Below are 20,789 nucleotides of genomic sequence, written 5' to 3'. Positions count from 1 at the left end.
GGACAGGAGTGCGTTCGATGAGCCATCGCCCCGCAGCCCCGGAAGGCGGCACCCGCTGGCGCCGCTTCGCGCTCGTGATGGGCCTGAGCACGGTGGCCACCGCGGGCGTCGTCACGCTGATCTCGCACGGCGCGCTGGCGGCGACCTTCGTCGTCTCCGGCCAGCAGTTCAAGGTCAGCGCCGACGAGCTCGTGGCCACCGGCTTCGTCCAGTACGGCACGGTCGACGCCCGCAAGGAGCCCGGCGGCGACTCGCAGCAGCCCGAGCCGGTCGCGGTCTCCGCCATGAAGACCGCGACGCTGAAGAACCTGTGCCAGTCCGTGGTCACCGACCTCGGCGACTTCGGCTCGGTCAGCCTCACCATCAGGGCCGGCACCGGCAGTCAGCCGGTGACCGCGAAGAACATGGTCGTCGACATGTCCCAGCTCGGCGGCGACGCGAAGTTCGAGACCATCGAGATCGGCCGCGACGCGTCCACGCTGGACAAGGGCCCGAACGACATCCCGGGCGAGAAGGACCAGCGCCGCGAGGGCTTCTTCAGCCAGCAGGCCGACAAGGTCACGATCACCGATCTCAAGCAGGTCGCCTGGGCCACCTCGGCCGGCGAGTTCAACCTGCGCGACCTCAAGCTGTCCCTGCACTGGGGCAAGGACGAGTGCTTCTAGGGAGAACAGATGCAACGACTGCGCCGCAAGGGCGTCATCGCCGCCGCCGTGGGCCTCGGCCTGGGCGCGATGTCCGCCACCCCGGCCTGGGCGCTGGCCCCGGGCACGACCGTCAGCCCGGCCGGGCACGCGTACACGGCCTCGCTGGTCAGCGGGACCACCGCGAAGTTCGTCGTCGGCAGCACCACGGTGACCTGCAACCAGTCGGGCAACACCGGGCAGGTGCCCGAGGAGCCCGGCAACACCAGCGCCGACGGGCCGGTCACGTCCGCCCTGACCCCGGCCACGTTCACCAACAACGGCGGCAACTGCCCGACCAACGTGCTGTTCACGACCGCCAGGACCGTCTCCAACAACACCAACGGCGACTGGACGATCGCCCTGCAGTACGACCCGGCCGGCTCGACCGGCACGATGACCATCCCGGCCGGGGGCGTGGTCACCACGATCTCCGGCCTCGCCTCCTGCACGGTCACCGTGGCGCCGGACGGCCCCGCCTCGGTGAGCGGCCCGTGGGTCGACGGCACCGACACCGCCCCGCCGGTGCTCGACTTCTCCGCCGGCGTCAGCCTGCCGATCCACGTCACCGGCGGCCTGACCTGCCCGACCGGCGCCACCACGGCGACGTTCTCGGCCCGCTACGCGGTCACCGACACCACGGACGCGGCCCAGCAGATCACGGTCACCGACGGCACGGTCGCCCCGCCCGAGTGAGGCTCACCCCGTGGCGGCCACCCGGGCCGCCACGGCCGGGCCCAGGAACGGCACCAGCACGAAGTACGTGAGGTCGGGCAGGCGGTCCGGCAACTCCGCCGCCCGGCCCGTCGAGACCATGTCGAAGATGACCCCGTACACGCCGGCCATCACGGCGTCGACGACCCCGGCGGGCACCTGCGGCCCGCCGGGGCGCCGCGGCACCTCGGCGAAGAAGCCGGCGTAACTCTCCAGCAGCGCCCGCCGCCGCTCCCGCGCCCGCGGCCCCGCCGCCAGCACCTCGACCACCGCCATCACCGCGAACGCGGGCTCGGCGGCCAGGATCCGCAGCAGCGTGTCGAGTCCGCGGTGGATCCGCTCGGGCCAGCGCGCGGGCCGGCCGAACGCCTCGGCGACGGCCTTCTGCATCAGGTCCACGCCCAGGTCGAACGCCGCGAGCAGGCACGCCTCCTTGTCGGCGAAGTGCTCGTAGAAGGCCCGGGTGGACACCCCGGCCGTCGCGCACACCTCGGTCAGCGACGCGTTCGCGTACCCCTTCTGCGCCACGACCCGGGCCATCGCGTCGATGAGCCGGTCACGCTGGGTGCGCGAGACGAACTCCCGCGGCAGATCGTGCCGTCCGCGGGGCAGGCGCCCCGGCTCCCGCGCCGCGCCGGAGCCCGGCAGGCGCTGCTGCCCGACGTCGACCATGACACCCCTCGCTGCGCGAATCCCGTGACCAGCAGCCTAGTGGACGCCCGGATGTGCGATCCTCGCCTGCGCGCGACGTGACGAGATTGTCTGCAACCTTGATCGTCGGTACCGCGTGTAGTGGCCATGACCACCACCACGGAGGGCCCTCCGAGGGGAGCACCAGGGACCATGCCGGCGGCCGGAACCCCAGCGGACTTCGACGCGGTGTACGCCGCGCAGTACGCCGACCTCACCGTGCAGTTGTACGCGTACTTCGGCGACCGGCAGGAGGCCCAGGACGTCGTCCAGGAGGCGTTCTGCCGGGCGCTGCGCAAGTGGTCATCGGTGTCGCGGTACGACGACCCGGTCGCATGGGTGCGCCGGGTGGCGTGGAACCTCGCCGTGAGCCGGTGGCGCCGGTCCCGCACGGCGCTGTCCTTCCTGCGCCGGCAGCGGCCGCAGGAGCCGCGGGTGGAGGGCCCGAACACCGACCGGATCGAGCTGGTGGAGGCGCTGGCCACGCTCCCGCCCGCGCAACGCCGCGCGATGGTCCTGCACTACCTGGGCGACCTGAGCGTCTCCGAGATCGCCGAACGGGAGAACGTCGCGATCGGCACCGTGAAGTCGTGGCTGCACCGCGGCCGTGCGGGTCTCGCCGTCCAGTTGCACCAGTCCGACCACCCGGAGGCCCGCCGTGCCTGACCCGCTCGCCCCCCTCTTCGAGGACATGCGCCGCCGGGCGCTGCCCCGGGTCCAGCCGCCCGGACCGGCAGCCGCCCGCCGCACCGTGCACCGGCGGGCCACCGTACGGGCCGCCGCGCTCGCGACCGTCGTGATGGCCGCCGGCGGGACGTTCATCATCAGCCAGCGAGGCGGGGGCGACGGCGTGGCGCCGGCCTCCGTGCCGAGCGCGTCGTTCTCGGCGTTCGCCGAACCGTACGTGTCCGGGATGCCGTGGCGGGGCCGGCCGGACAAGGCCGACATCGCCCGCGGCCTGGTGCCCGGCGCCCAGCAGGAGGGCGTGGTGGACGGTTCCCAGGACATCGGCATGGACGTCGGCAAGGGGCGGCACCTGCTGCGCGTGGGCTGCTCCGGACCGGCGCCGCTGCCGGTCACCATCCTGCTCGACGACGAGGTCGACCAGCAGGACACGATCGCCTGCACCGACGCCGGCACGGCCGCGGAGTACGAGTTCACCATGGCCCGCGAGGGTTCGCTGCGCGTCGTCATGGGCAGCGGCGGGCAGTTCGACGCGTACGCGTTCAAGGTGACGAAGAAGTGAGCCGGCCCAGCCCGCGGCTCGCGGCCCTCGACGGCCTGCGCCTGGTCGCCGCCCTGGCCGTGCTGGCGTACCACTACACGGTGGCGTGGCGCATCGACGGCGTCCGGCTCCCCGAGTACTTCCTTCCGCGGACCGTGCACGTGACCGTCTACGGCTTCCTCGGCGTGGAGCTCTTCTTCCTGATCAGCGGCTTCGTGATCTGCATGAGCAGCTGGGGGCGGACGCTGGGCGAGTTCTTCGCCTCCCGGGTGGGCCGGCTCTATCCGGCGTACTGGGCGGCCGTGCTGCTCACCGGGGCCGTGGCGCTCGCCTTCCCGCTCACGCGCAGCTCGATGGATCAGGGCCGGCCCAGCCTCATGACGATCCTCGTGAACCTGAGCATGCTGCAGCAGCCGCTCGGACACGACCCGGTCGACGGCGTGTACTGGACCCTGTTCGTCGAGCTGAAGTTCTACCTGATCATGGCGCTGGTGCTGGGCCGCGGGCTGACGTACCGGCGGGCCGTACTGCTGTGCGCCGTGTGGATGACCGTCGCGGTGATCACGCCGTCGCTGGGCAGCCCGCTGCTGAACGCGCTGACGGTCAGCGACTACGCACCGTACTTCATCGGCGGCATCGCGCTCTATCTGATCCACCGCTTCGGGCCGACGCCGCTGCTCTACGGCATCACCGGGATGTCCTGGCTGGTGTGCCTGTCCCGGGCCGAGGACCGGCTGCAGGGCGTCATCGCGGGGTTCACCGTGCCGACCTGGCCGGGCCTGGTGATCATCACACTGTGTTTCGCGGTGCTGCTGCTGATCGCGCTGGGCCGGGCGGACCGGATCAGGTGGCGGTGGCTGACGGTGGCGGGCGCGCTGACGTACCCGCTGTACCTGCTGCACGCCCGGATCGGGCACACGCTGATCCGGGCCGCATACGAGCACACCACCGCTCCGGTGTGGACGATCGTCGCCGCCACCACCGCGGTCATGCTGGTTCTGGCCTGGCTCGTGCACCGCTACGTGGAACGTCCCCTGGGCCGCAGGCTGCGCAACGCGGTACGGACCCCGCAGGTCGACTGGGAGCCGATCCCGCAGCGGGCACCCGTCCGGGAGCGTGCCTCGGTCTGAGGCGTCAGGGGTACTGCATCCAGGCGCGCAGGTCGCCGCGCGGGTCGAAGAGGTACCCGCCGTCGCCGAGGGCCTGCTCGTCGCCGGTCGGGTTGTCGAAGACGGGCGCGGTCTGACCCCAGTACTTGTGGGTCGCGGTGTCGGTGCCCTTGCCGACGTGGACGAAGACCGAGCCGTGTGCGGGGACCGCCGTACCGGCCCGGAAGGTGTAGCGGCGCAGGGCGGAGTCGCGGACCCACCAGCCGCCCAGGGCGACCGCGGTGCCCGAGCCGTTGTCGATGCGTACCCATTCGCCGTTGAGGTTCTGCTCGTCGGGACCCGGGGCGTCGTAGTTGACGACGGCCGTGAGCCGGGCGGCCTGCGCCGGGCCGCTCCCGCACGTGTCGGTGTCGAACAGGTTGAGTCCGTCGCGGGCGGCACGCTGCTGCGCCACCCGGTACGTCGCGTTCCACGCCCACTCGCCCTTGAACGGCTGCCACAGGGCGAGGCCGCGGCGCAGCAGGTCCTCCCCGACGTCGTGCCAGGACCCGTTCAGGCGCACCTGGACGGAGCGCAGCGGCCGGTTACGGCTGGAGCTGGCGGCGTTCTGCGCGGTGAGCCGGACGACGCCGCCACCGGCGCGGACGAGCTGCTCGAAGCGGGCGGCGGCCGCGACGGCATGGCACTCGCCGCGCCGGCGGGACGGGATGCCGGAGTAGACGGTCAGCTCCATCGCCTGCGCGTTGATGAGGCGGATCCAGCGCGGGTTGCCGGTGCCGTCGCCGGCGATGTCGACCAGCACGGTGTCGCCGTCGCCGACCCGCACGACCTTGCCGGTCCAGACCAGGCACGCCGGGCCGCCCCCGGTGGTCAGGCAGGAGCCGGTCGCCGCCCGCGCGGGCGCGGCGAAGCCGCCGGCCAGGAACAGGACGGCCACCAGGCAGAGCAGTCGGCGCAGCACGCTGTCAGAGATCGGCCGCCGCGCCTCGTCCCTGAGGAATGCGGTTGCCCCGCTGTTGACGCATCGCCGGGCGTCGATAATACTCGGCGCTTGTTAACGGTAACAACCACTCCTGCCCACCAGGAGGACCCATGTCCCGCTCCCGCCTGCTCGCCACCGCCGCGGCGGCCGCCCTGCTGATCACCGCGGCCGGCGTACCCGCCCGGGCGGCCGACCCGGACTACACGATCACGGTCGACCCGCGCGCCACCGGCCCCGCACTGCCCCGCTCCCTGTACGGCGTCTTCTTCGAGGACATCAACTCCGCGGCCGACGGCGGCCTCTACGCCGAACTGGTCCGCAACCGCTCCTTCGAGTTCCTCCCGGTCGACAACCGTGCGTACACCGGCCTGACCGCGTGGACGCCCACCGCGCAGTCGGGCGGCGGCGGCACCGCGACCACGGTGAACGACGACGCGCGCCTCAACGAGCGCAACCGCACCTACCTGAAGCTGACCCTGGCGAACCCCGCCGGCGGCCGGTACGGCGTGACGAACTCCGGCTACGACACCGGCTTCGCGCTCCGGGCCGGGGCCCGCTACGACTTCTCCGTCTGGGCCCGCAGCGACAACCCGGCCGGCACCCCGCTGACCGTGGCGCTCACCGGCGCCCGCCCGCGGACGATCACCGTCCACGGCGACACGTGGCGCAGGTACGCCGTCCCGCTCACCGCCACCCACACCCTCGGCACCGGGCGGCTGTCGGTATTCGCCGGGGGCACCGGCACCCTGCGCCTCGACATGGTGTCGTTGTTCCCGCGGGACACGTACAAGCACCGGGCGACCGGGCTGCGCCGGGACCTGGCCGAGAAGATCGCCGCGCTGCATCCCGGCTTCGTCCGCTTCCCCGGCGGCTGCCTGGTCAACACCGGCAGCATGGAGGCGTACGACGCGGAGCACGGCTACCCACGGGCGCGCGCGTACCAGTGGAAGGACACCGTCGGGCCGGTCGAGACGCGGGCCACCAACGCGAACTTCTGGGGCTACAACCAGTCCTACGGGCTCGGCTACTTCGAGTACCTCCAGTTCGCCGAGGACATCGGGGCGATGCCGCTGCCCGTCGTGCCCGCCCTCGTCACCGGCTGCGGGCAGAACCGTGCCACCGACGACCCCGCGCTGCTGCAACGGCACATCCAGGACACGCTCGACCTGATCGAGTTCGCCAACGGGCCGGTCACCTCGCGCTGGGGCAGGCTGCGCGCCCGGATGGGCCATCCGCGGCCGTTCGGGCTGACCCACATCGCGGTCGGCAACGAGGAGAACCTTCCCGACGAGTACTTCGCCAACTTCGAGAAGTTCCGTGCCGCGATCGAGGCCGCCCACCCCGGCTTCACCGTGATCAGCAACTCCGGGCCCGACGACCAGGGCGCCACCTTCGACCGGCTCTGGGCCAGGAACCGCGCGGCGGGCGTCGACATGGTCGACGAGCACTACTACAACAGCCCGGCGTGGTTCCTGCAGAACAACAAGCGCTATGACGCGTACGACCGCAGCGGGCCGAAGGTGTTCCTCGGCGAGTACGCCTCGCTGGACGCGAAGCTGTCCAACTCCCTGGCCGAGGCGGCGTACATGACCGGCCTCGAACGCAACGCCGACGTGGTGAAGATGGCCTCGTACGCGCCCCTGCTGGCCAACATCGACAACGTGCAGTGGCGTCCCGACCTGATCTGGTTCGACAACGACGAGTCGTGGGGCACCACCAGCTACCAGATGCAGAAACTGTTCATGACCAACGTCGGCGACCGGGTGGTGCCCAGCCGCGCCACCGGCCGCGTCGTGCAGCCGAAGCCCATCACCGGCGCGATCGGCCTGTCGACCTGGGCCACCTCCGCCACGTACGACGACGTGACGGTGACCACCCCCGACGGCACGCCGCTGTTCGCCGACGACTTCGACGACGGCGACGACAACGGCTGGACGGTCGTCGAGCCGCGCGGCTCCTGGTCGGTCACGAACGGCGCCTACACGCAGTCCGACACCGCGGCCCAGGACACGCTGGTGAAGGCCGGGAACATCACGGCCACCGACTACGACCTGACGCTCAAGGCCACGAAGAACGCCGGCGCGGAGGGCTTCCTCGTCGCCTTCGGCGTGCAGGAGACCGGCGAGCTCTACTGGTGGAACATCGGCGGCTGGAACAACACCCAGGACGCGATCCAGAAGGGCGCGGGCAACAGCAAGGAGATCGTGATCGCCAAGCCCGGCTCGGTGGTCACCGGCAAGACGTACGACGTGCGCATCGAGGTGCGCGGCACACACGTACGGCTGCTGCTCGACGGGAAGGAGTGGGGCAGCTTCACCGACGACAAGGTGACCGAGCCGTTCGCGCAGGTCGTCACCCGCGACGACCGCACCGGCGAGCTGATCGTCAAGGTCGTCAACGCCCAGGACACCCCGGCCGTCACCCGGGTCGACCTCGGCGGGCTGCGGGTGCGCCCGGCCGCCCGGATGACCGTCATCACCGGCGATCCCGGCGAGCAGAACACCCGCAGCGCCGAACCGATCCAGCCCGTCACCACGACCGTGGGCGGGATCGCCTCCACGTTCACCCGGACCTTCCCCGCGAACTCCGCGACCTTCCTGCGCATCCGCACCCGCTGAGAGGACCCGTCATGACGTACGGCATCAACCGGCGCGCCCTGCTCCGCGGCGGCCTGGGTGTCGCCGGTCTCGGCGCACTCGCCGCCGGGCGGCCCGCCGCCGCGGCCTCGCCCAACCCGCCGCTCATCGCCCAGCGCGCCGACCCGTTCATCACCCGCCCGGTCGCCGGCACGTACTACTTCACCGGCTCGGTCCCCGAGTACGACCGCATCATCGTGCGCGGCGCCCCGGCCATCGCCGGCCTGTCCACCGCGGCCGAGTCGGTCATCTGGCGCCGCCCGTCGTCCGGTCGCATGGGCGGCCACATCTGGGCCCCGGAACTGCACCGCATCGATGGCCGCTGGTACGTCTACTTCGCCGCGGGCGACGCCGACGACGTCTTCCGCATCCGCATGTACGTCCTCGAGTCGGCGCTCGCCGATCCCCGCGACCCGGCCGGCTGGGTGCTGCGCGGCCAGATCGCCACCGAGTGGGACAGCTTCTCCCTGGACGCCACGACCTTCGCGCACCGCGGCCGGCGCTACCTGATCTGGGCGCAGAGCGAGCCGGAGATCGCGGTCAACTCCAGCCTGTACATCGCCGAGCTGAGCAACCCCTGGACGCTGCGGACCAAGCCGACCCGCATCGCCACGCCGACCCGCAGCTGGGAGATCCAGGGCTACCGGGTCAACGAGGGCCCGGCGGCGCTGATCCGCAACGGCCGGGTCTTCGTGACCTTCTCGGCCAGCGCGACGGACGCCCGCTACTGCATCGGCCTGCTCACCGCGGACGCGGACGCCGACCTGCTGCGCACCTCCTCGTGGGTGAAGAATCCGCAGCCGGTGTTCATCAGCAACGAGCAGACCGGCCAGTACGGCCCCGGCCACAACTCGTTCACGGTGGGCGCGGACGGGGTGACCGACGTGCTCGTCTACCACGCCCGCGATTACCGCGACATCACCGGCGACCCGCTCTACGACCCGAACCGGCACACGCGGGTCCAGAAGCTGGCCTGGAACCCGGACGGCACTCCGTCGTTCGGCGTGCCGTCGGGCGGCGCCGGCCCGATCTGAGCCGGCGTTCGGGTGGCCCGGGCGGGGACGGCCCGCAAGACTGTGACGATGACAGAGACGCCGGTCGGCAGGCTGCACCACCTCATCGTCGACTGCCCGGACCCGATGGCCGAGGCGGCGTTCTGGAGCGCCGTCCTCGGCGATCCCGTCACGTACGCCGAGGACGACTTCGTGGTCGTGTCCGCCGATACGACCACGTCCGGGCTCGCGTTCCAGCGCGCGCCCGGCCTGACCGCGCCCACGTGGCCCGATCCCGCGGTGCCGCAGCAGATGCACCTCGACGTGATGGTCGACGACCAGGCGGAGGCCGGCCGCGCGGTGCTCGCCCTCGGTGCCCGGCAGCTGCCCGGCGACCACGTGTACGCCGACCCGGCCGGCCACCCGTTCTGCCTGATCACGCGTCCGGGCTGGGCGCCACCGGTGCAGCCGGGGTGACGCCGGGCTGCCGGGCCCAGCCGCAGTCGGGGCACAGGTCGAACGCCGTGTACCGGCGTACCCGCGGCCGCTCGCACCCCGGGCACCGGGCCGGCCGCTCCCCCGCCGGGCGGGTGCCGTACAGCCGCAGCACCGTGAGCTCCATCGCGGGCCGCAGGAGACCGTCGCCGGGATCGACCGACAGCCGGCCCGTGCGGTCCCGGACGTCCGTGCCCAGCACCACCCACGGGCGGGCGTGCGGCGACGGCGGCTCGGGCAGCAGCGGGGCCACCACCTCCGGGGCGACCTGCTCGATGCCGGAGACGACCACCGCGCCGGACCGTACGCCTTCCCGCCCCAGATCGTCGCGCCACCGCCGCGACGCGGTGACCGGACCACCCGGCGGTTGGATGCGCAGGATCAGGCAGACGCCGGCGTTCTCCGTGGCCAGCATGGCCACCTTCACGCCCGGGGCGCGGCCGTCGTTGAGGGCGGACAGCCCCACCGGCTCGTCCGGCGCCCGCACCCCCGGGTGCAGAAGGTGCGCGACCCCGCGCACGTAGCGCCACATCACGTCCCGCAGCGCCGGCACCACCACGTCCGCGCAGCTCAGCTCCGTCCACGGGACCGGCTCGGCGACGGGGCCGGGGTCGGCCGCGCGGCGGCGGGGCGGTACGAAGATCGCCGAGTCGGGCTGGGGCGAGCCGGGACGCATGCGGGCATGGTGCCACCATCGCGGCCGTCGATCGGCGGCGGCCCACCGGCCCGGCGCCCGGACCGGCCGAGAACCGCCCACAGTGGACACGGCCGCCGGCGGGCCGGGAGGATCCCGGGTGCCCGCCGGACCTCAGGACAGGCCGTGGACGACGTTCACGGCGAGCGTCGCCACCATGGTGACGAAGAACGCCGCCCAGCCGGTGAGCTTGCGGGAGCCGACCCGCAGGTGCGCGACGAACGCCCCGGCGAAGTACAGCACCAGCCCGAAGGAGGCGAGGATTCCCAGCAGCGGCACGGCGAAGCCGGCGAGCAGCCCGGCCGAGCCCGCCGCCAGCACCGCACCGAGCCGGGGCATCCAGGTGAGCGGGAGCCGCTTCATCTCCATCTGCGCCCGCGGGTACGGGTGGCCGATCAGGTACGTCACCGCGGCGACCGCGGTGAACAGCGCGGCGAGCAGGTTGAGGGTCACGTGTGCGGCTGACATGGAGGAGCCCTTCGCCGGCGTCGGGGTGCTGGTGCCGTTCCCTGCCTTTGCTGTAGGCAGCGTAGATCAGGAGGCCGTGCCGGTGGTCCCGGCATCGGTGGGCGTCGTCACGGTCCGCGAGGTGCCCGCCTGACACGCCATGCCGCTGGTCACACCGGGGCCGCAGGGCGGGCGGACGTACGGCAGGCGTGGTTACGTGACATCCGTGGCGGTTGACAAGGTGGGGCTGCGGTCCGAGCGGGGGCCGGTGCTGGCGGCGGTGATGCTGGCGACCGCGCTCGTGGCGATCGACTCGACGATCATCGCCACCGCGGTGCCCTCGATCGTCGCGGACATCGGCGGGTTCGCCCAGTTCCCGTGGCTGTTCTCGATCTACCTGCTGGCGCAGGCGGTGTCCGTACCCGTCTACGGCAAGCTGTCCGACCTGTACGGCCGCAAGCCGATCGTGCTGTGCGGCATCGCGCTGTTCCTGGTCGCGTCGATCTTCTGCGGGGCGGCGTGGAACGTGTGGGTGCTCATCGCGTTCCGGATGGTGCAGGGGCTCGGCGCCGGCGCGATCATGCCGACCACCATCACGATCGTGGGCGACCTGTACTCGGTGCAGGAGCGGGCCAAGGTGCAGGGCTACATCGCCAGCGTGTGGGGTGTCTCGTCGGTGATCGGGCCGACGCTCGGCGGGGTGTTCAGCGAGTGGGTGTCGTGGCGCTGGATCTTCTTCATCAACATCCCGATCTGCCTCGCCGCCGCCACCACCATCTTCCGCCGCTTCGACGAGCGGGTGGACCGCGGCCGGCCGGTGATCGACTACCGGGGGGCGGCCCTGCTGACGGCCGGGCTGACGCTGCTCATCCTCGGTGTCCTCGAGGGCGGTCAGGCCTGGGCCTGGAGCTCCCCCGCGAGCCTCGCCGTGCTCGGCGCCGGCGCGGTCCTGCTCGTCGCCTTCGGCTTCGCCGAGCGGCGCGCCGCCGAACCCGTGCTGCCGCTGTGGGTGTTCCGCCGGCGGCTCCTGCTGACCAGCGGCCTGACGTCGGCCGGGGTGGGTGCGATCCTGCTGGGGCTCAGCTCGTACGTACCGACGTACGTGCAGGTGGTGCTCGGCAACGGTCCGCTGGTGGCCGGGTTCGCCCTGGCCACGCTGCTGCTCGGGTGGCCGCTGGCGGCGAGCCAGTCCGGCAGGGTGTACCTGCGGCTGGGCTTCCGCGGGTGCGCGCTGATCGGCTCCGCGATCGTGCTGGCCGGCTCGGCGCTGCTGCTCCTGCTCGGGCGCGACTCCACCGTGGTCGAGGTGGGGGCGTACTGCCTGGTCATCGGCGTCGGAATGGGGCTCACCGCACCTCCGACGCTGGTCGCCGCGCAGTCCAGCGTGGGCTGGTCCGACCGGGGCGTGGTCACCGGCAGCAACATCTTCCTGCGGTCGCTGGGCAGCTCGCTGGGGGTCGCGGTGTTCGGCGCGATCGCGAACGCGCAGCTCGGATCGCGGGGCGCGGACCCCGCCCGGCTGACCACGGCGGTGCACCACATCTTCATCGGGCTCCTGGTCGTCGCCGCGGTCATGGTCGTGACCGTGGCGCTGATGCCGCGCGGCGACCGGCCGGGACCGGAACCGGAAATTTCCGGATCGGACGCTGCGGTTGACACCCCCGCGGGGCGTGGGTGAGTGTTCCGGGGTGACGCATGACTGGCCGGCCGCGGGTGACCTGCTCGCCCGGCGTTATCGCCTGGTCGCCCTCCTCGAGTCCGGCGGCATGGCCGACATCTGGCGGGCCGAGGACGAGCTGCTCGAGCGTCCGGTCGCGCTGAAGCTGCCCACCGACACCACCGCCACCAGCGCCGAGGCGCTGCACCTGGCCTGGAAGGAGGCCCGGCTGGCGGCCCGCCCGGCGCACCCGGGGATCGCCGTCGTGCACGACTACAACGGCGCGGTCCGCCCCGACCGGTCGGTGGCGCCGTTCGTGGTGATGGAGCTGCTCACCGGCGAAACTCTCGCGGCCCGCGTGGAACGGGCACCGCTGTCCTGGCGCGAGGCCGCCCGCCTCGGCACCGCCGTCGCCGAGGCGCTGGCCGCGGCGCACGCGAGCGGCGTGGTGCACCGCGACATCAAGCCGGGCAACGTCATGCTCACCCCCACCGGCGTGAAGATCCTCGACTTCGGCATCAGCGCGATCACCGGCGAACCGGACGACGACGAGACGGGGGCGACGTTCGGCACGCCCGCGTACGTGGCCCCGGAACGCCTCGACGGCAAGCCGGCGGAGCCCGCCACCGACGTGTACGGGCTCGGCGTGCTGCTGTACGAGATGGTCGCCGGGCAGCCGCCGTACCCGGTGGACACGTGGGAGGAGCTGGAGCAGGCCCGCCGTACGCGACGCCCGGAGCTGCCGCCCGACCTGCCGGCCGGGTTCCGCAAGCTGGTGGCCGACTGCCTCGGCGACGAGCCCGGCCTGCGCCCCACCGCCGAGGAGGCCGCCGACCGGCTCGCCCTGCTCGGCGCGGAACCGCCGCCCCCGCGGCACGCGGCCCGCCGCCGCCTCGCCGTGCCCGTCGGCATCGCCGCGGCCGTGGCGACGGTCGCAGCGATCGTGCTGGTCACGCGCCCGGCAGACGGCCCGCGAACCTCGGGGGCCGCTCCCCCGCCGCCGTCCCCGGCCGCGTCCTCGGCACGCCCGGCGCCGTCACCGTCCACGGTCGTCGTCGAGCTCCCACCGGCGCCGCCGCCGGTCGTCAGGCGGACCACCCCGGCGCCCCCGCCCCGGCTGGACTTCGACGACGCGGTGGCCCGGATGCGCTCGGCCGTGGAGACCGGCCGGGACCGGCGCCAGATCCGGGCGGACGTCGCGGTGGACCTGCTCAACCTGCTGGACACCCTGGACGGCGCCGAGCCGGCCGGCGTCGACGCCCGCCTCGCCGACCTGCGCCGGAAGCTGCGGTCGCGGGCCGAGGAGGGCAGCGTCGCGCCGGCCCGGGCGGACGTCCTGGAGGCCCGCCTGGCCGATGTGGACCGCGCCGCCGGCAGCTGACGCCCCAGCATCCGGAAGAGGACTTCAATTTGGAATAGCTCTTCCACTTCTTTACGCTCGATCATGTGACCCGGACAGCCCCTCCCCTGCGGCGAGATGCCGAGCGCAACCGGCAGCTGCTGCTGCGCACGGCGTACGAGCTGATGGCCGCCAAGGGCCTCGACGTGCCGTACGAGGACATCGCCCGGGCCGCCGGCACCGGGATGGGCACCGTGTACCGCCGCTTCCCGCAGCGGCAGGACCTGCTGGACGCCCTGTTCAGCGAGCACATCGACACGGTGATCGACCTGGCCGGGCAGGCGGCGCGGTACGACGACGCCTGGGCCGGGCTCGCCTGGCTCCTCGAGCAGCAGCTCGAGATCGAGGCGCAGAGCCGGGGCCTGGGGGAACTGCTCCGCAGCCGCCATCAGGCCACCGAGCTGGTGCAGCGGGCGCACGAGCGGATGACCCCGCTGGTGGCGGGCCTCATCGCCCGGGCGGTCCGGGCGGGTCAGCTGCCGGCCGGGGCGACCCCGGCCGACTTCGCCGCCGCGCACGTGATGGTGGGCAGCGTCATGGACGCCTCCCGGGACTTCGCTCCCCAGCTGTGGCGCCGCGCCCTCACGGTCGCGCTGGCCGGCCTGCGCCACGCCGACCTGTCCGGCGATCCCCCGGACGAGACCGTCATCGACCGCCTCTACAACGACCAGAAGAAGTGAAGGTCCAGCCCATCATGGCTCTGCCCGACGCCCTGCTCGACGTCCTCCACACCAAGGCGATCTGCTTCGTCACCACGCTCATGCCCGACGGGTCGCCGCAGATCACCCAGACCTGGGCCGGCACCGACGGCGAACACGTGCTCATCAACACGGTGGACACCCACCAGAAGACCCGCAACGTCCGGCGCGACCCGCGGATCGCCATCGGCATCGCCGATCCCGCCTCGCCCTCGCGGTCGTGGGCCCTGCGCGGGCGCGTCGTGGCCGCCACCACCGAGGGCGCCCGGGAGAACATCGACGAGCTGTCGCGCAAGTACATCGGCCGGCCCTACCCCGGCTTCGGCGGCGGCGAGCAGCAGCGGGTCATCCTCACCGTGAAGGTCGACAAGCTGCACACTCCCTGACCCGGTCAGGCGGAGCCGCGCACCACCAGGCTGGTGGAGAGCACGACCTCGGTGTCGCCCGGGTCGTCCGTACCGTCGATCTTGGCCAGCAGCAGCCGGACCATCTCCTGGCCCATCTGCTCGATCGGCTGGTGCACCGTGGTCAGCGGCGGGTCGGTGTGGCGGGCGATCACCGAGTCGTCGAAGCCGATGACCGCCACGTCGTGCGGCACCCGGCGGCCGTGCTCGCGCAGCACCCGCATCGCACCGGCGGCCATCATGTCGGAGGCGGCGAAGACGGCGTCGAGGTCCGGGTGACGCTCGAGCAGCCACGCCATCGCGGCGGCGCCGCTCTCCTCGCTGAAGTCGCCGTGCGCGACCGGGCCGTCGCCGACCACGTCGCGGAAGCCGTCGAGGCGGGCGATGCCCGCCGCCATGTCCAGCGGGCCGGTGATGGTGGCGATGCGGCGGCGGCCCCGGTCACGCAGGTACGCGACGGCGTCACGCGCGCCGGCCCGGTTGTCCGCGTCGACGTAGCAGCCCGGCTCCCGGCGGGTGGGGCGGCCGGCCCGCACGGTGGCGACGCCGCGCTCCTCCAGCGTGGCCGGCAGCGTGTCGGAGCCGTGCAACGACAACAGCAGCACGCCGTCGACGTGCTGGCGGGTCAGATAGCCCTCCAGGCGCTGCCGCTCGTGCGGGGCCTGGGCGATCATCAGCACCATCTGCAGGCCGCGGTCGACCAGCCCGCCGGAGATCGCCTGCACGATGCGGCCGAAGAACGGCTCGGTGAAGAACCGCTGCCCCGACTCGAAGATGACCAGCGCAACCGAGTCGGTGCGTTGCGTGACCAGCGTGCGCGCGGCCCGGTTCGGTACGTAGCCCAGCTCCGCGATCGCGTCCTCGACGGCGGCCTTGGCCTGCGGGCTGACCTGCGCCGAGCCGTTCACGACCCGCGACACCGTCCCGCGGCCCACGCCCGCCAGGGAGGCGACCTGGTCCAGGGTCGGCCGCCCGCTGGACCGGCTGCGTTCCGTCGTCATTGGTTCGGCACCTTTCCTTTCACGCCGAACACAACCTACAACCGGCGCGCCCGTGGCCCGGCCGCGCGCCCGCCGGAAGCCGCGGGCCTCACCACCGCCGGTCAGATCAGGCCGGCGCGGACGGCGTACGCCACCGCGTGCGGGCGGTTGCGCAGGTTCAGCCGGTGCGTGATGCCGTACATGATGTTCTTGACCGTACGGGTGGAGTACGACAGCTCCTGGGCGATCTCCGTGGTGTCCAGCCCCTCGGCCATCAGCCGGAGGATTTCGATCTCCCGCTCGGTGAGGCCGCCGGCCGCGGCGGGCGCCGATTCGCGCAGGTCCCGTTGCAGGCGCTCGACGTGCTGCAGCAGGCCGCCGACGAGGTCGGGTGGCATGATGCCGCCCCCGCCGGCCACCGCGGTGACGCAGCGCACCAGCACGTCGGCGGTGACGAGCCGGCGCGGCACGACCGCCATCACCCGGTAACGCACCACGGTCAGCAGGTCGTCGGCGGACAGGTCGTCGGCGATCAGCACGACCGGCGCGCCGAACTCGCGAGCCGCGCGGCTCAGCGTCCCGGCGAGCTCGGCGTTCAGCGCGGCGGCGGCCACGACCAGCACGTGGGGGCGGGCCTGCCGCTCGTCCGCGAGCACGCCGATGTGCGCCGCGCCGCGCAGCAGCGCGGCCAGGCCGGCCCGGCTGAGCGGGTCGTGGGCCCGTACGGCGACGTGGAGGCGTCCCACGGTCATGGCCACGACGCTAGCGACCCCGTGCACGCCCGTCGTCCTCCCAGGAAGGACATCGGGCTACCCCGCTGGGGGTAGCGGCGGATACCACCTCCGAGCGACGAGGGGGTGCCGCCGGCGTGACTAGGGTGGCACCGTGCGGGTCCCCCTCAAGCCGCTGTACATGGACGTGCTGCTCGCGGTCGTCCTGACCGGCCTCACCGTGGCCACCCTCGTCGGTCAGGCGACGGCGGGTGTGTCGTGGCCGGCCGTCGGCGTCGCCGTGCTCAGCGCCGCGCCGATCGCCCTGCGCCAGAGGATGCCGATGGCGGTCGCGGCGGTGGTGCTGGCGGCGCTGGCGGCGTACAGCCTGCGCTACGGCGACATCCCCAACAACGGCGTCGGCATGGTCGTCGTCACCTTCACCGCCGCGACGCTGCGCCCGCGCAGATCGGCGGCGCTGGTGTTCGCCGGCTCGGTCGCGGTCACGGTCATCGCCTTCCTGAAGACCTCGGAGCCGTGGCTGCTGTCGCAGGTCGGCCAGGTGGTGCTGATCCTCATCGGCGCGTGGGTCCTCGGCGAGAGCACCCGGCGCTGGGCCCGGCGCGCGCAACGGCTCGCCGCGGAGGCCGCCCAGGCGGTCAGCGACGAACGGGTCCGCATCGCCCGCGAGCTGCACGACATCGTCACCCACCACATGTCGGTGATCTCGCTGCAGGCCGGCCTCGCCGAGTACGTCCTGGACGCCGACCCGCCCACCGCGAAGGCCGCGATCGCCACGGTCGGCACCGCGAGCCGCGAGGCCCTGCACGACATGCGCCGGCTGCTGGACGTGCTGCACGTCGACCACGAGTCGGACTACGCGCCGCAGCCCGGGCTGGCCCAGCTCGACGAGCTCGTGAACCGGACCCGCGGGGCCGGGCTGGACGTCACGGTCGCCGTCACCGGCGCGGTGCGGGAGCTGGCGCCCGGCGCGGAGCTGTGCGCGTACCGGATGATCCAGGAATCGCTGACGAACGTGCTCAAGCACGCCGGGCCAGCGGCGGCCCGGGTGGAGATCGACTACGGGGAGCGCACGCTGACGGTCAAGGTGAGCGACGACGGCACCAAGAGCCACGGGTACGGCGGGCACGAGGCGTCGCACGGCATCCGCGGCATGCGGGAACGCGCCGAGCTGTTCGGCGGCGTGCTCACCGCCGGGCCCCGTGAGGAGGGCGGCTTCACCGTGCTGCTGCGCCTGCCGATGGACGAGCTGCGATGAGCGTACGGGTCCTCATCGCCGACGATCAGGCGCTGATCCGGGCCGGGCTGGCGGCGCTGTTCCGCGCGGCGCCCGGGCTGGACGTGGCCGGCGAGGCGTGCGACGGCGCCGAAGCGGTGACGCTGGCCGCGCACACCCGGCCGGACGTGGTGCTGATGGACATCCGCATGCCCGTGCTGGACGGCATCGGCGCCACCCGCCGCATCCTGGCCGCGCCGGAGGAGCAGCGCCCGCACGTCGTCGTGCTGACCACGTTCGACCTCGACGAGTACGTCTACACCGCGCTCGGCGAGGGCGCCTCCGGCTTCCTGCTCAAGGACACCCCGCCGGAACGGATCATCTCGGCGATCCACGCGGTCGCCGCGGGCGACATCCTCATCGCGCCGCGGATCACCCACCGCCTGGTCGAGACGTACGCCCGGCAGCACCGCGCCAAGGAGTTCGCCGTACCGGCGCTGGCCGACCTGACCGCGCGGGAGAAGGAGGTGCTGCGGCTGGTCGGCAACGGCCTGAGCAACTCGCAGATCGCCGAACGGCTGGTGCTCAGCGAGGCGACCGTGAAGACGCACGTCAAGCGCATCATGACCAAGCTGCGGCTGAGCAGCCGGGCGCAGGCGGTGGTGGTCGCGTACGAGAGCGGCCTGGTGGTGCCCGGCCCGCGCGGTCAGTAGCCCGCTCGCGTGCTGCGCGCGTACCTGGTGTCCCGGTGGCGCGAGGACCCGTCGTGACGGTTCCCGTCGGCGTTCTGGCCGGCGGCGGCATCACGTTCGACCCGCCGCTGCCCGCGCCGCACCGGCGGGCGCTGTCCCGGCTCGGAACGGGCCGGGTGGAGAAGTCGTGCTGCGCTTCTCCACCCGGTTCTGGCCGCCGACGGGGTGCCCACGATGGTGGGACCGTTCCCCGCTGACCCGCTATTTCGCCTGGACCTTGCCCAGGTCGACGACCCGGTCCGGCGCCGGCGCCTCGAGGCCGGTGACCGGCTTGCCGAAGTCGCTGTAGACGAGCTCGGAGCCGTCCTTGCCGCTGATCCGCAGCGGGTACGGCTCCCCCGCCGTCGCCACGTACAGCGCGGAGCCGGGGTCGGCGGAGTCCTTCAGCGCGATGGCCGCGACGCCGCCGATCTCCTTCTGCTCGCCCTTGCTCAGCGTGCCGGTGGGCTTGAGGAAGTCCCCGGCGGACCCGACGGCGAACAGCTCGGCGAACGACGGGTCCTTGTCGGCCCCGGTCACCCACCGGCCGCGGAAGCCGCGGGCCAGGATCGGGCCCTGCTTGGCATCGGTCGACATGATCCAGAACTGCTCGTTGGGCTGCAGGTACTTCTCGCCGTCGAGGGCGAGCAGCTTCACGCGGGCCTCGCCGAGGGCCAGCGATCCGGCGAAGTCCTCGCCCCGGACCTGCAGGTCGATGGCGATGGCCTGCCCGTCCTGGTCGACCACGCCCTTGGCCCGGTACGACTTCGCCCCGGCGAGCGCGGCCTGCGCCCGCTGCAGGATCTCGTCGGCGCTGAGCGCGGCGACGCCGGTGCCGGTGGACGCCGACGACGCGGCGGGCCCGGCGGCCGCCGGAGCCTTGTCGGCGTCCTGGCATCCGGCGAGCGTGGCGGCCGCCAGGGCAAGGACGGCCAGGACGGCCTTCGTGGAGGTGGTGCGCAAGAGAGTTCCCCGTTCCCCGTGGGATTGATCATGAGCGATGAGACTCTAGCGTGGGCCGCCCCGGGTGTGGTCGCGCGCCTGCGGGGTAGAGCTGGAGCTCGACAGCGTGCCGGTGGGAGGCTCCGATGAGCGAGGCGCAGGACCGGCTCGACGAACAGGAGGCCGAGCAGGTCGAGCCCGTACGCCCGCCCGGCCTCAACCAGGACACGAACCGGTCCGCCACCCGCCTCGAGCTCTTCTTCGATCTCGCGTTCGTCCTGTTCGTCGCCCGGTGCGCCGACGTGCTGGCCGCCGACCCGACGTGGCACGGCGCCGGCCTGTTCGCCGCCGTGCTGGCCGCCGGCTTCTGGGCGTGGGCGACCACGACCCTGTACGCGAACCGGTTCGACACCGACGACGCGGTGTTCCGGGTGCTCACGCTCATCGCCATGGCCGGGGTCGTGGCGATGGCCGCCGCGGTGGACAAGGTCGGCAGCTCCACCGCCGCGTGGTTCGCGCTCGGGTACGTGGTCATCCGGCTGGTGCTGATCGCCGGCTATCTGCGGGCCTGGCGGCACGTCCCGGACGCCCGGCCGACGGCGCGGCTGTACCTGCTGGGGCACGCGGCCGGCGCGACGGTCTGGCTGGTGTCGCTGGCCGTTCCGGCCCCGGGACGGTACTGGCTGTGGGCCGTCGGCGTCCTCGTGGACCTCGTCGGCCCGACCGGCGCGGCGCGGCTGAAGGAGGCCGTACCGCTGCATCTGGAGCACCTGCCGGAGCGCTTCGCCCTGTTCGTGATCCTGGTGCTCGGCGAGTCGGTGGCGGCGACCGTGACCGGGCTGCACGACGGCGGCTGGGAGCCGAGGGTGGACCTCGCCGCGAGCCTGGCGTTCGTGATCGCCGCCGCGCTGTGGTGGGTCTACTTCGACCTGTCCGGCGGCGCGGCGAAGCGGCGGCTGATCGAGGAGGGCGGCGACAACACCCGGCAGGGCGTGCACGACTTCTACGTGTACGAGCACCTGCCGCTGGCCGTGGCGCTGGCGGCGACGGCGGTCGGCCTGGAACATGCGGTGCTGCACGGTGCCGACGAGCACCTGAGCACCGGCACCCGGTGGATCCTCGGCCTCGGCACGGCGGGTTACCTGTTCAGCGTCGCGCTGCTGCAGGCGGGGATGAGCCGCCAGGTGCGCGGCGCGCTGCTCTGGCCGGGCGCCGGCGTGCCGCTGACGCTGCTCGTCGTCGCGCTGGACCTGCCGTCCGTGCCGACCCTGGCGCTGCTGGCGGCGCTGATGGTCGCGGGGGTGGTCGCCGGGTTCCTGCTGCACCGCTCGGGCGAGGTGCGCACCGCCAAGGTGTGAGCAGCG

The 20,789-nt window shown here is 73.0% G+C and carries 23 protein-coding genes; 16 read left to right on the top strand and 7 right to left on the bottom strand.

The window, feature by feature from the left end:
- Positions 1-17: 17 nt before the first annotated feature.
- Positions 18-665, top strand: a complete 648-nt coding sequence (locus tag COUCH_RS17330) for a DUF6230 family protein (RefSeq protein ID WP_249613125.1) — start codon at positions 18-20, stop codon at positions 663-665.
- Between the two features lie 9 nt (positions 666-674).
- The gene (locus COUCH_RS17325) at positions 675-1,379 is read left to right on the top strand and encodes a hypothetical protein (RefSeq protein ID WP_249613124.1); all 705 of its coding nucleotides are present in this window, start codon (positions 675-677) and stop codon (positions 1,377-1,379) included.
- Between the two features lie 3 nt (positions 1,380-1,382).
- Here the strand turns inward: COUCH_RS17325 and COUCH_RS17320 are convergent, their stop codons facing one another.
- The gene (locus COUCH_RS17320) at positions 1,383-2,069 is read right to left on the bottom strand and encodes a TetR/AcrR family transcriptional regulator (RefSeq protein WP_249613123.1); all 687 of its coding nucleotides are present in this window, start codon (positions 2,067-2,069) and stop codon (positions 1,383-1,385) included.
- Between the two features lie 171 nt (positions 2,070-2,240).
- Between COUCH_RS17320 and COUCH_RS17315 the strand changes: the two genes are divergently transcribed.
- The 3 genes from COUCH_RS17315 to COUCH_RS17305 are packed head-to-tail and all read left to right on the top strand — an operon-like array spanning position 2,241 to position 4,442.
- Entirely contained in the window at positions 2,241-2,753 is a 513-nt protein-coding gene (locus tag COUCH_RS17315) for an RNA polymerase sigma factor (RefSeq protein ID WP_249613122.1), read from the top strand.
- On the top strand, positions 2,746-3,333 hold the full coding sequence (locus COUCH_RS17310; RefSeq protein WP_249613121.1) for a hypothetical protein: 588 nt from the start codon (positions 2,746-2,748) through the stop codon (positions 3,331-3,333). Before COUCH_RS17315 ends, COUCH_RS17310 begins: the two co-directional genes overlap by 8 nt.
- Entirely contained in the window at positions 3,330-4,442 is a 1,113-nt protein-coding gene (locus tag COUCH_RS17305; RefSeq protein ID WP_249613120.1) for an acyltransferase family protein, read from the top strand. The genes COUCH_RS17310 and COUCH_RS17305 overlap by 4 nt, the downstream gene beginning before the upstream one ends.
- Positions 4,443-4,446: 4 nt before the next feature.
- On the opposite strand, the gene COUCH_RS17300 is transcribed toward COUCH_RS17305, so the two are convergent.
- Positions 4,447-5,382, bottom strand: coding sequence for a lamin tail domain-containing protein (locus COUCH_RS17300; protein WP_249613119.1), 936 nt, complete (start codon positions 5,380-5,382; stop codon positions 4,447-4,449).
- 131 nt (positions 5,383-5,513) lie between these two features.
- Between COUCH_RS17300 and COUCH_RS17295 the strand changes: the two genes are divergently transcribed.
- From COUCH_RS17295 to COUCH_RS17285, 3 genes are read left to right on the top strand one after another with little or no spacing between them, the layout of a single operon-like run.
- Positions 5,514-8,021, top strand: a complete 2,508-nt coding sequence (locus COUCH_RS17295; RefSeq protein ID WP_249613118.1) for an alpha-L-arabinofuranosidase C-terminal domain-containing protein — start codon at positions 5,514-5,516, stop codon at positions 8,019-8,021.
- Positions 8,022-8,032: 11 nt separating this feature from the next.
- Positions 8,033-9,073, top strand: a complete 1,041-nt coding sequence (locus COUCH_RS17290; protein WP_249613117.1) for a glycoside hydrolase family 43 protein — start codon at positions 8,033-8,035, stop codon at positions 9,071-9,073.
- 48 nt (positions 9,074-9,121) lie between these two features.
- A complete protein-coding gene (locus COUCH_RS17285; protein WP_249613116.1) occupies positions 9,122-9,508 on the top strand; it encodes a VOC family protein in 387 nt (128 codons plus the stop codon).
- On the opposite strand, the gene COUCH_RS17280 is transcribed toward COUCH_RS17285, so the two are convergent.
- Entirely contained in the window at positions 9,468-10,202 is a 735-nt protein-coding gene (locus tag COUCH_RS17280) for a hypothetical protein (protein WP_249613115.1), read from the bottom strand. The genes COUCH_RS17285 and COUCH_RS17280 overlap by 41 nt on opposite strands.
- 132 nt (positions 10,203-10,334) lie before the next feature.
- The gene (locus tag COUCH_RS17275; RefSeq protein ID WP_249613114.1) at positions 10,335-10,688 is read right to left on the bottom strand and encodes a DoxX family protein; all 354 of its coding nucleotides are present in this window, start codon (positions 10,686-10,688) and stop codon (positions 10,335-10,337) included.
- Between COUCH_RS17275 and COUCH_RS38905 the strand changes: the two genes are divergently transcribed.
- From COUCH_RS38905 to COUCH_RS17255, 5 genes are all read left to right on the top strand, one after another.
- Positions 10,687-10,821: a hypothetical protein gene (locus COUCH_RS38905; RefSeq protein WP_275980115.1), complete on the top strand. Its 135-nt coding sequence runs from the start codon at positions 10,687-10,689 to the stop codon at positions 10,819-10,821. The genes COUCH_RS17275 and COUCH_RS38905 overlap by 2 nt on opposite strands.
- A gap of 72 nt (positions 10,822-10,893) precedes the next feature.
- Positions 10,894-12,345, top strand: a complete 1,452-nt coding sequence (locus tag COUCH_RS17270) for an MFS transporter (RefSeq protein ID WP_249613113.1) — start codon at positions 10,894-10,896, stop codon at positions 12,343-12,345.
- A gap of 10 nt (positions 12,346-12,355) precedes the next feature.
- A complete protein-coding gene (locus COUCH_RS17265) occupies positions 12,356-13,705 on the top strand; it encodes a serine/threonine-protein kinase (RefSeq protein ID WP_249613112.1) in 1,350 nt (449 codons plus the stop codon).
- Positions 13,706-13,770: 65 nt separating this feature from the next.
- Positions 13,771-14,403, top strand: coding sequence for a TetR/AcrR family transcriptional regulator (locus COUCH_RS17260; protein WP_249613111.1), 633 nt, complete (start codon positions 13,771-13,773; stop codon positions 14,401-14,403).
- Positions 14,404-14,417: 14 nt separating this feature from the next.
- A complete protein-coding gene (locus COUCH_RS17255; RefSeq protein WP_249613110.1) occupies positions 14,418-14,807 on the top strand; it encodes a TIGR03618 family F420-dependent PPOX class oxidoreductase in 390 nt (129 codons plus the stop codon).
- A gap of 5 nt (positions 14,808-14,812) precedes the next feature.
- Here COUCH_RS17255 and COUCH_RS17250 read toward each other — a convergent pair whose 3' ends face one another.
- Positions 14,813-15,826 (bottom strand): LacI family DNA-binding transcriptional regulator, encoded by a 1,014-nt coding sequence (locus COUCH_RS17250; protein WP_249613109.1) that lies wholly within the window; start codon positions 15,824-15,826, stop codon positions 14,813-14,815.
- 101 nt (positions 15,827-15,927) lie between these two features.
- Positions 15,928-16,551 carry a helix-turn-helix transcriptional regulator gene (locus COUCH_RS17245; protein ID WP_249613731.1) on the bottom strand — a complete coding sequence of 208 codons (624 nt, stop codon included), beginning with the start codon at positions 16,549-16,551 and terminating at the stop codon, positions 15,928-15,930.
- 139 nt (positions 16,552-16,690) lie between these two features.
- On the opposite strand from COUCH_RS17245, the gene COUCH_RS17240 reads away from it, so the two are divergent.
- Positions 16,691-17,794, top strand: coding sequence for a sensor histidine kinase (locus COUCH_RS17240; protein ID WP_249613108.1), 1,104 nt, complete (start codon positions 16,691-16,693; stop codon positions 17,792-17,794).
- Positions 17,791-18,465, top strand: a complete 675-nt coding sequence (locus COUCH_RS17235; protein WP_249613107.1) for a response regulator — start codon at positions 17,791-17,793, stop codon at positions 18,463-18,465. The genes COUCH_RS17240 and COUCH_RS17235 overlap by 4 nt, the downstream gene beginning before the upstream one ends.
- Before the next feature lie 240 nt (positions 18,466-18,705).
- On the opposite strand, the gene COUCH_RS17230 is transcribed toward COUCH_RS17235, so the two are convergent.
- Positions 18,706-19,446, bottom strand: a complete 741-nt coding sequence (locus COUCH_RS17230) for a hypothetical protein (protein ID WP_249613106.1) — start codon at positions 19,444-19,446, stop codon at positions 18,706-18,708.
- Between the two features lie 125 nt (positions 19,447-19,571).
- On the opposite strand from COUCH_RS17230, the gene COUCH_RS17225 reads away from it, so the two are divergent.
- Entirely contained in the window at positions 19,572-20,783 is a 1,212-nt protein-coding gene (locus COUCH_RS17225) for a low temperature requirement protein A (protein WP_249613105.1), read from the top strand.
- The last annotated feature ends 6 nt before the right edge of the window (positions 20,784-20,789 follow it).

Origin of the sequence: Couchioplanes caeruleus (assembly GCF_023499255.1) — a bacterium.
Classification (GTDB): domain Bacteria; phylum Actinomycetota; class Actinomycetes; order Mycobacteriales; family Micromonosporaceae; genus Actinoplanes; species Actinoplanes caeruleus_A.
This window is presented reverse-complemented; position numbering and strand designations above follow the sequence as displayed.

What these genes read in the sequence shown, in the direction of transcription:
- COUCH_RS17275 (WP_249613114.1), bottom strand. Translation starts at nt 10,688, where the DNA reads ATGTCAGCCGCACACGTGACCCTCAACCTGCTCGCCGCGCTGTTCACC.
- COUCH_RS17320 (WP_249613123.1), bottom strand. Translation starts at nt 2,069, where the DNA reads ATGGTCGACGTCGGGCAGCAGCGCCTGCCGGGCTCCGGCGCGGCGCGG.
- COUCH_RS17315 (WP_249613122.1), top strand. Translation starts at nt 2,241, where the DNA reads ATGCCGGCGGCCGGAACCCCAGCGGACTTCGACGCGGTGTACGCCGCG.
- COUCH_RS17225 (WP_249613105.1), top strand. Translation starts at nt 19,572, where the DNA reads ATGAGCGAGGCGCAGGACCGGCTCGACGAACAGGAGGCCGAGCAGGTC.
- COUCH_RS17285 (WP_249613116.1), top strand. Translation starts at nt 9,122, where the DNA reads ATGACAGAGACGCCGGTCGGCAGGCTGCACCACCTCATCGTCGACTGC.
- COUCH_RS17290 (WP_249613117.1), top strand. Translation starts at nt 8,033, where the DNA reads ATGACGTACGGCATCAACCGGCGCGCCCTGCTCCGCGGCGGCCTGGGT.
- COUCH_RS17255 (WP_249613110.1), top strand. Translation starts at nt 14,418, where the DNA reads ATGGCTCTGCCCGACGCCCTGCTCGACGTCCTCCACACCAAGGCGATC.
- COUCH_RS17235 (WP_249613107.1), top strand. Translation starts at nt 17,791, where the DNA reads ATGAGCGTACGGGTCCTCATCGCCGACGATCAGGCGCTGATCCGGGCC.
- COUCH_RS17250 (WP_249613109.1), bottom strand. Translation starts at nt 15,826, where the DNA reads ATGACGACGGAACGCAGCCGGTCCAGCGGGCGGCCGACCCTGGACCAG.
- COUCH_RS17325 (WP_249613124.1), top strand. Translation starts at nt 675, where the DNA reads ATGCAACGACTGCGCCGCAAGGGCGTCATCGCCGCCGCCGTGGGCCTC.
- COUCH_RS17280 (WP_249613115.1), bottom strand. Translation starts at nt 10,202, where the DNA reads ATGCGTCCCGGCTCGCCCCAGCCCGACTCGGCGATCTTCGTACCGCCC.
- COUCH_RS17295 (WP_249613118.1), top strand. Translation starts at nt 5,514, where the DNA reads ATGTCCCGCTCCCGCCTGCTCGCCACCGCCGCGGCGGCCGCCCTGCTG.
- COUCH_RS38905 (WP_275980115.1), top strand. Translation starts at nt 10,687, where the DNA reads ATGGAGGAGCCCTTCGCCGGCGTCGGGGTGCTGGTGCCGTTCCCTGCC.
- COUCH_RS17330 (WP_249613125.1), top strand. Translation starts at nt 18, where the DNA reads ATGAGCCATCGCCCCGCAGCCCCGGAAGGCGGCACCCGCTGGCGCCGC.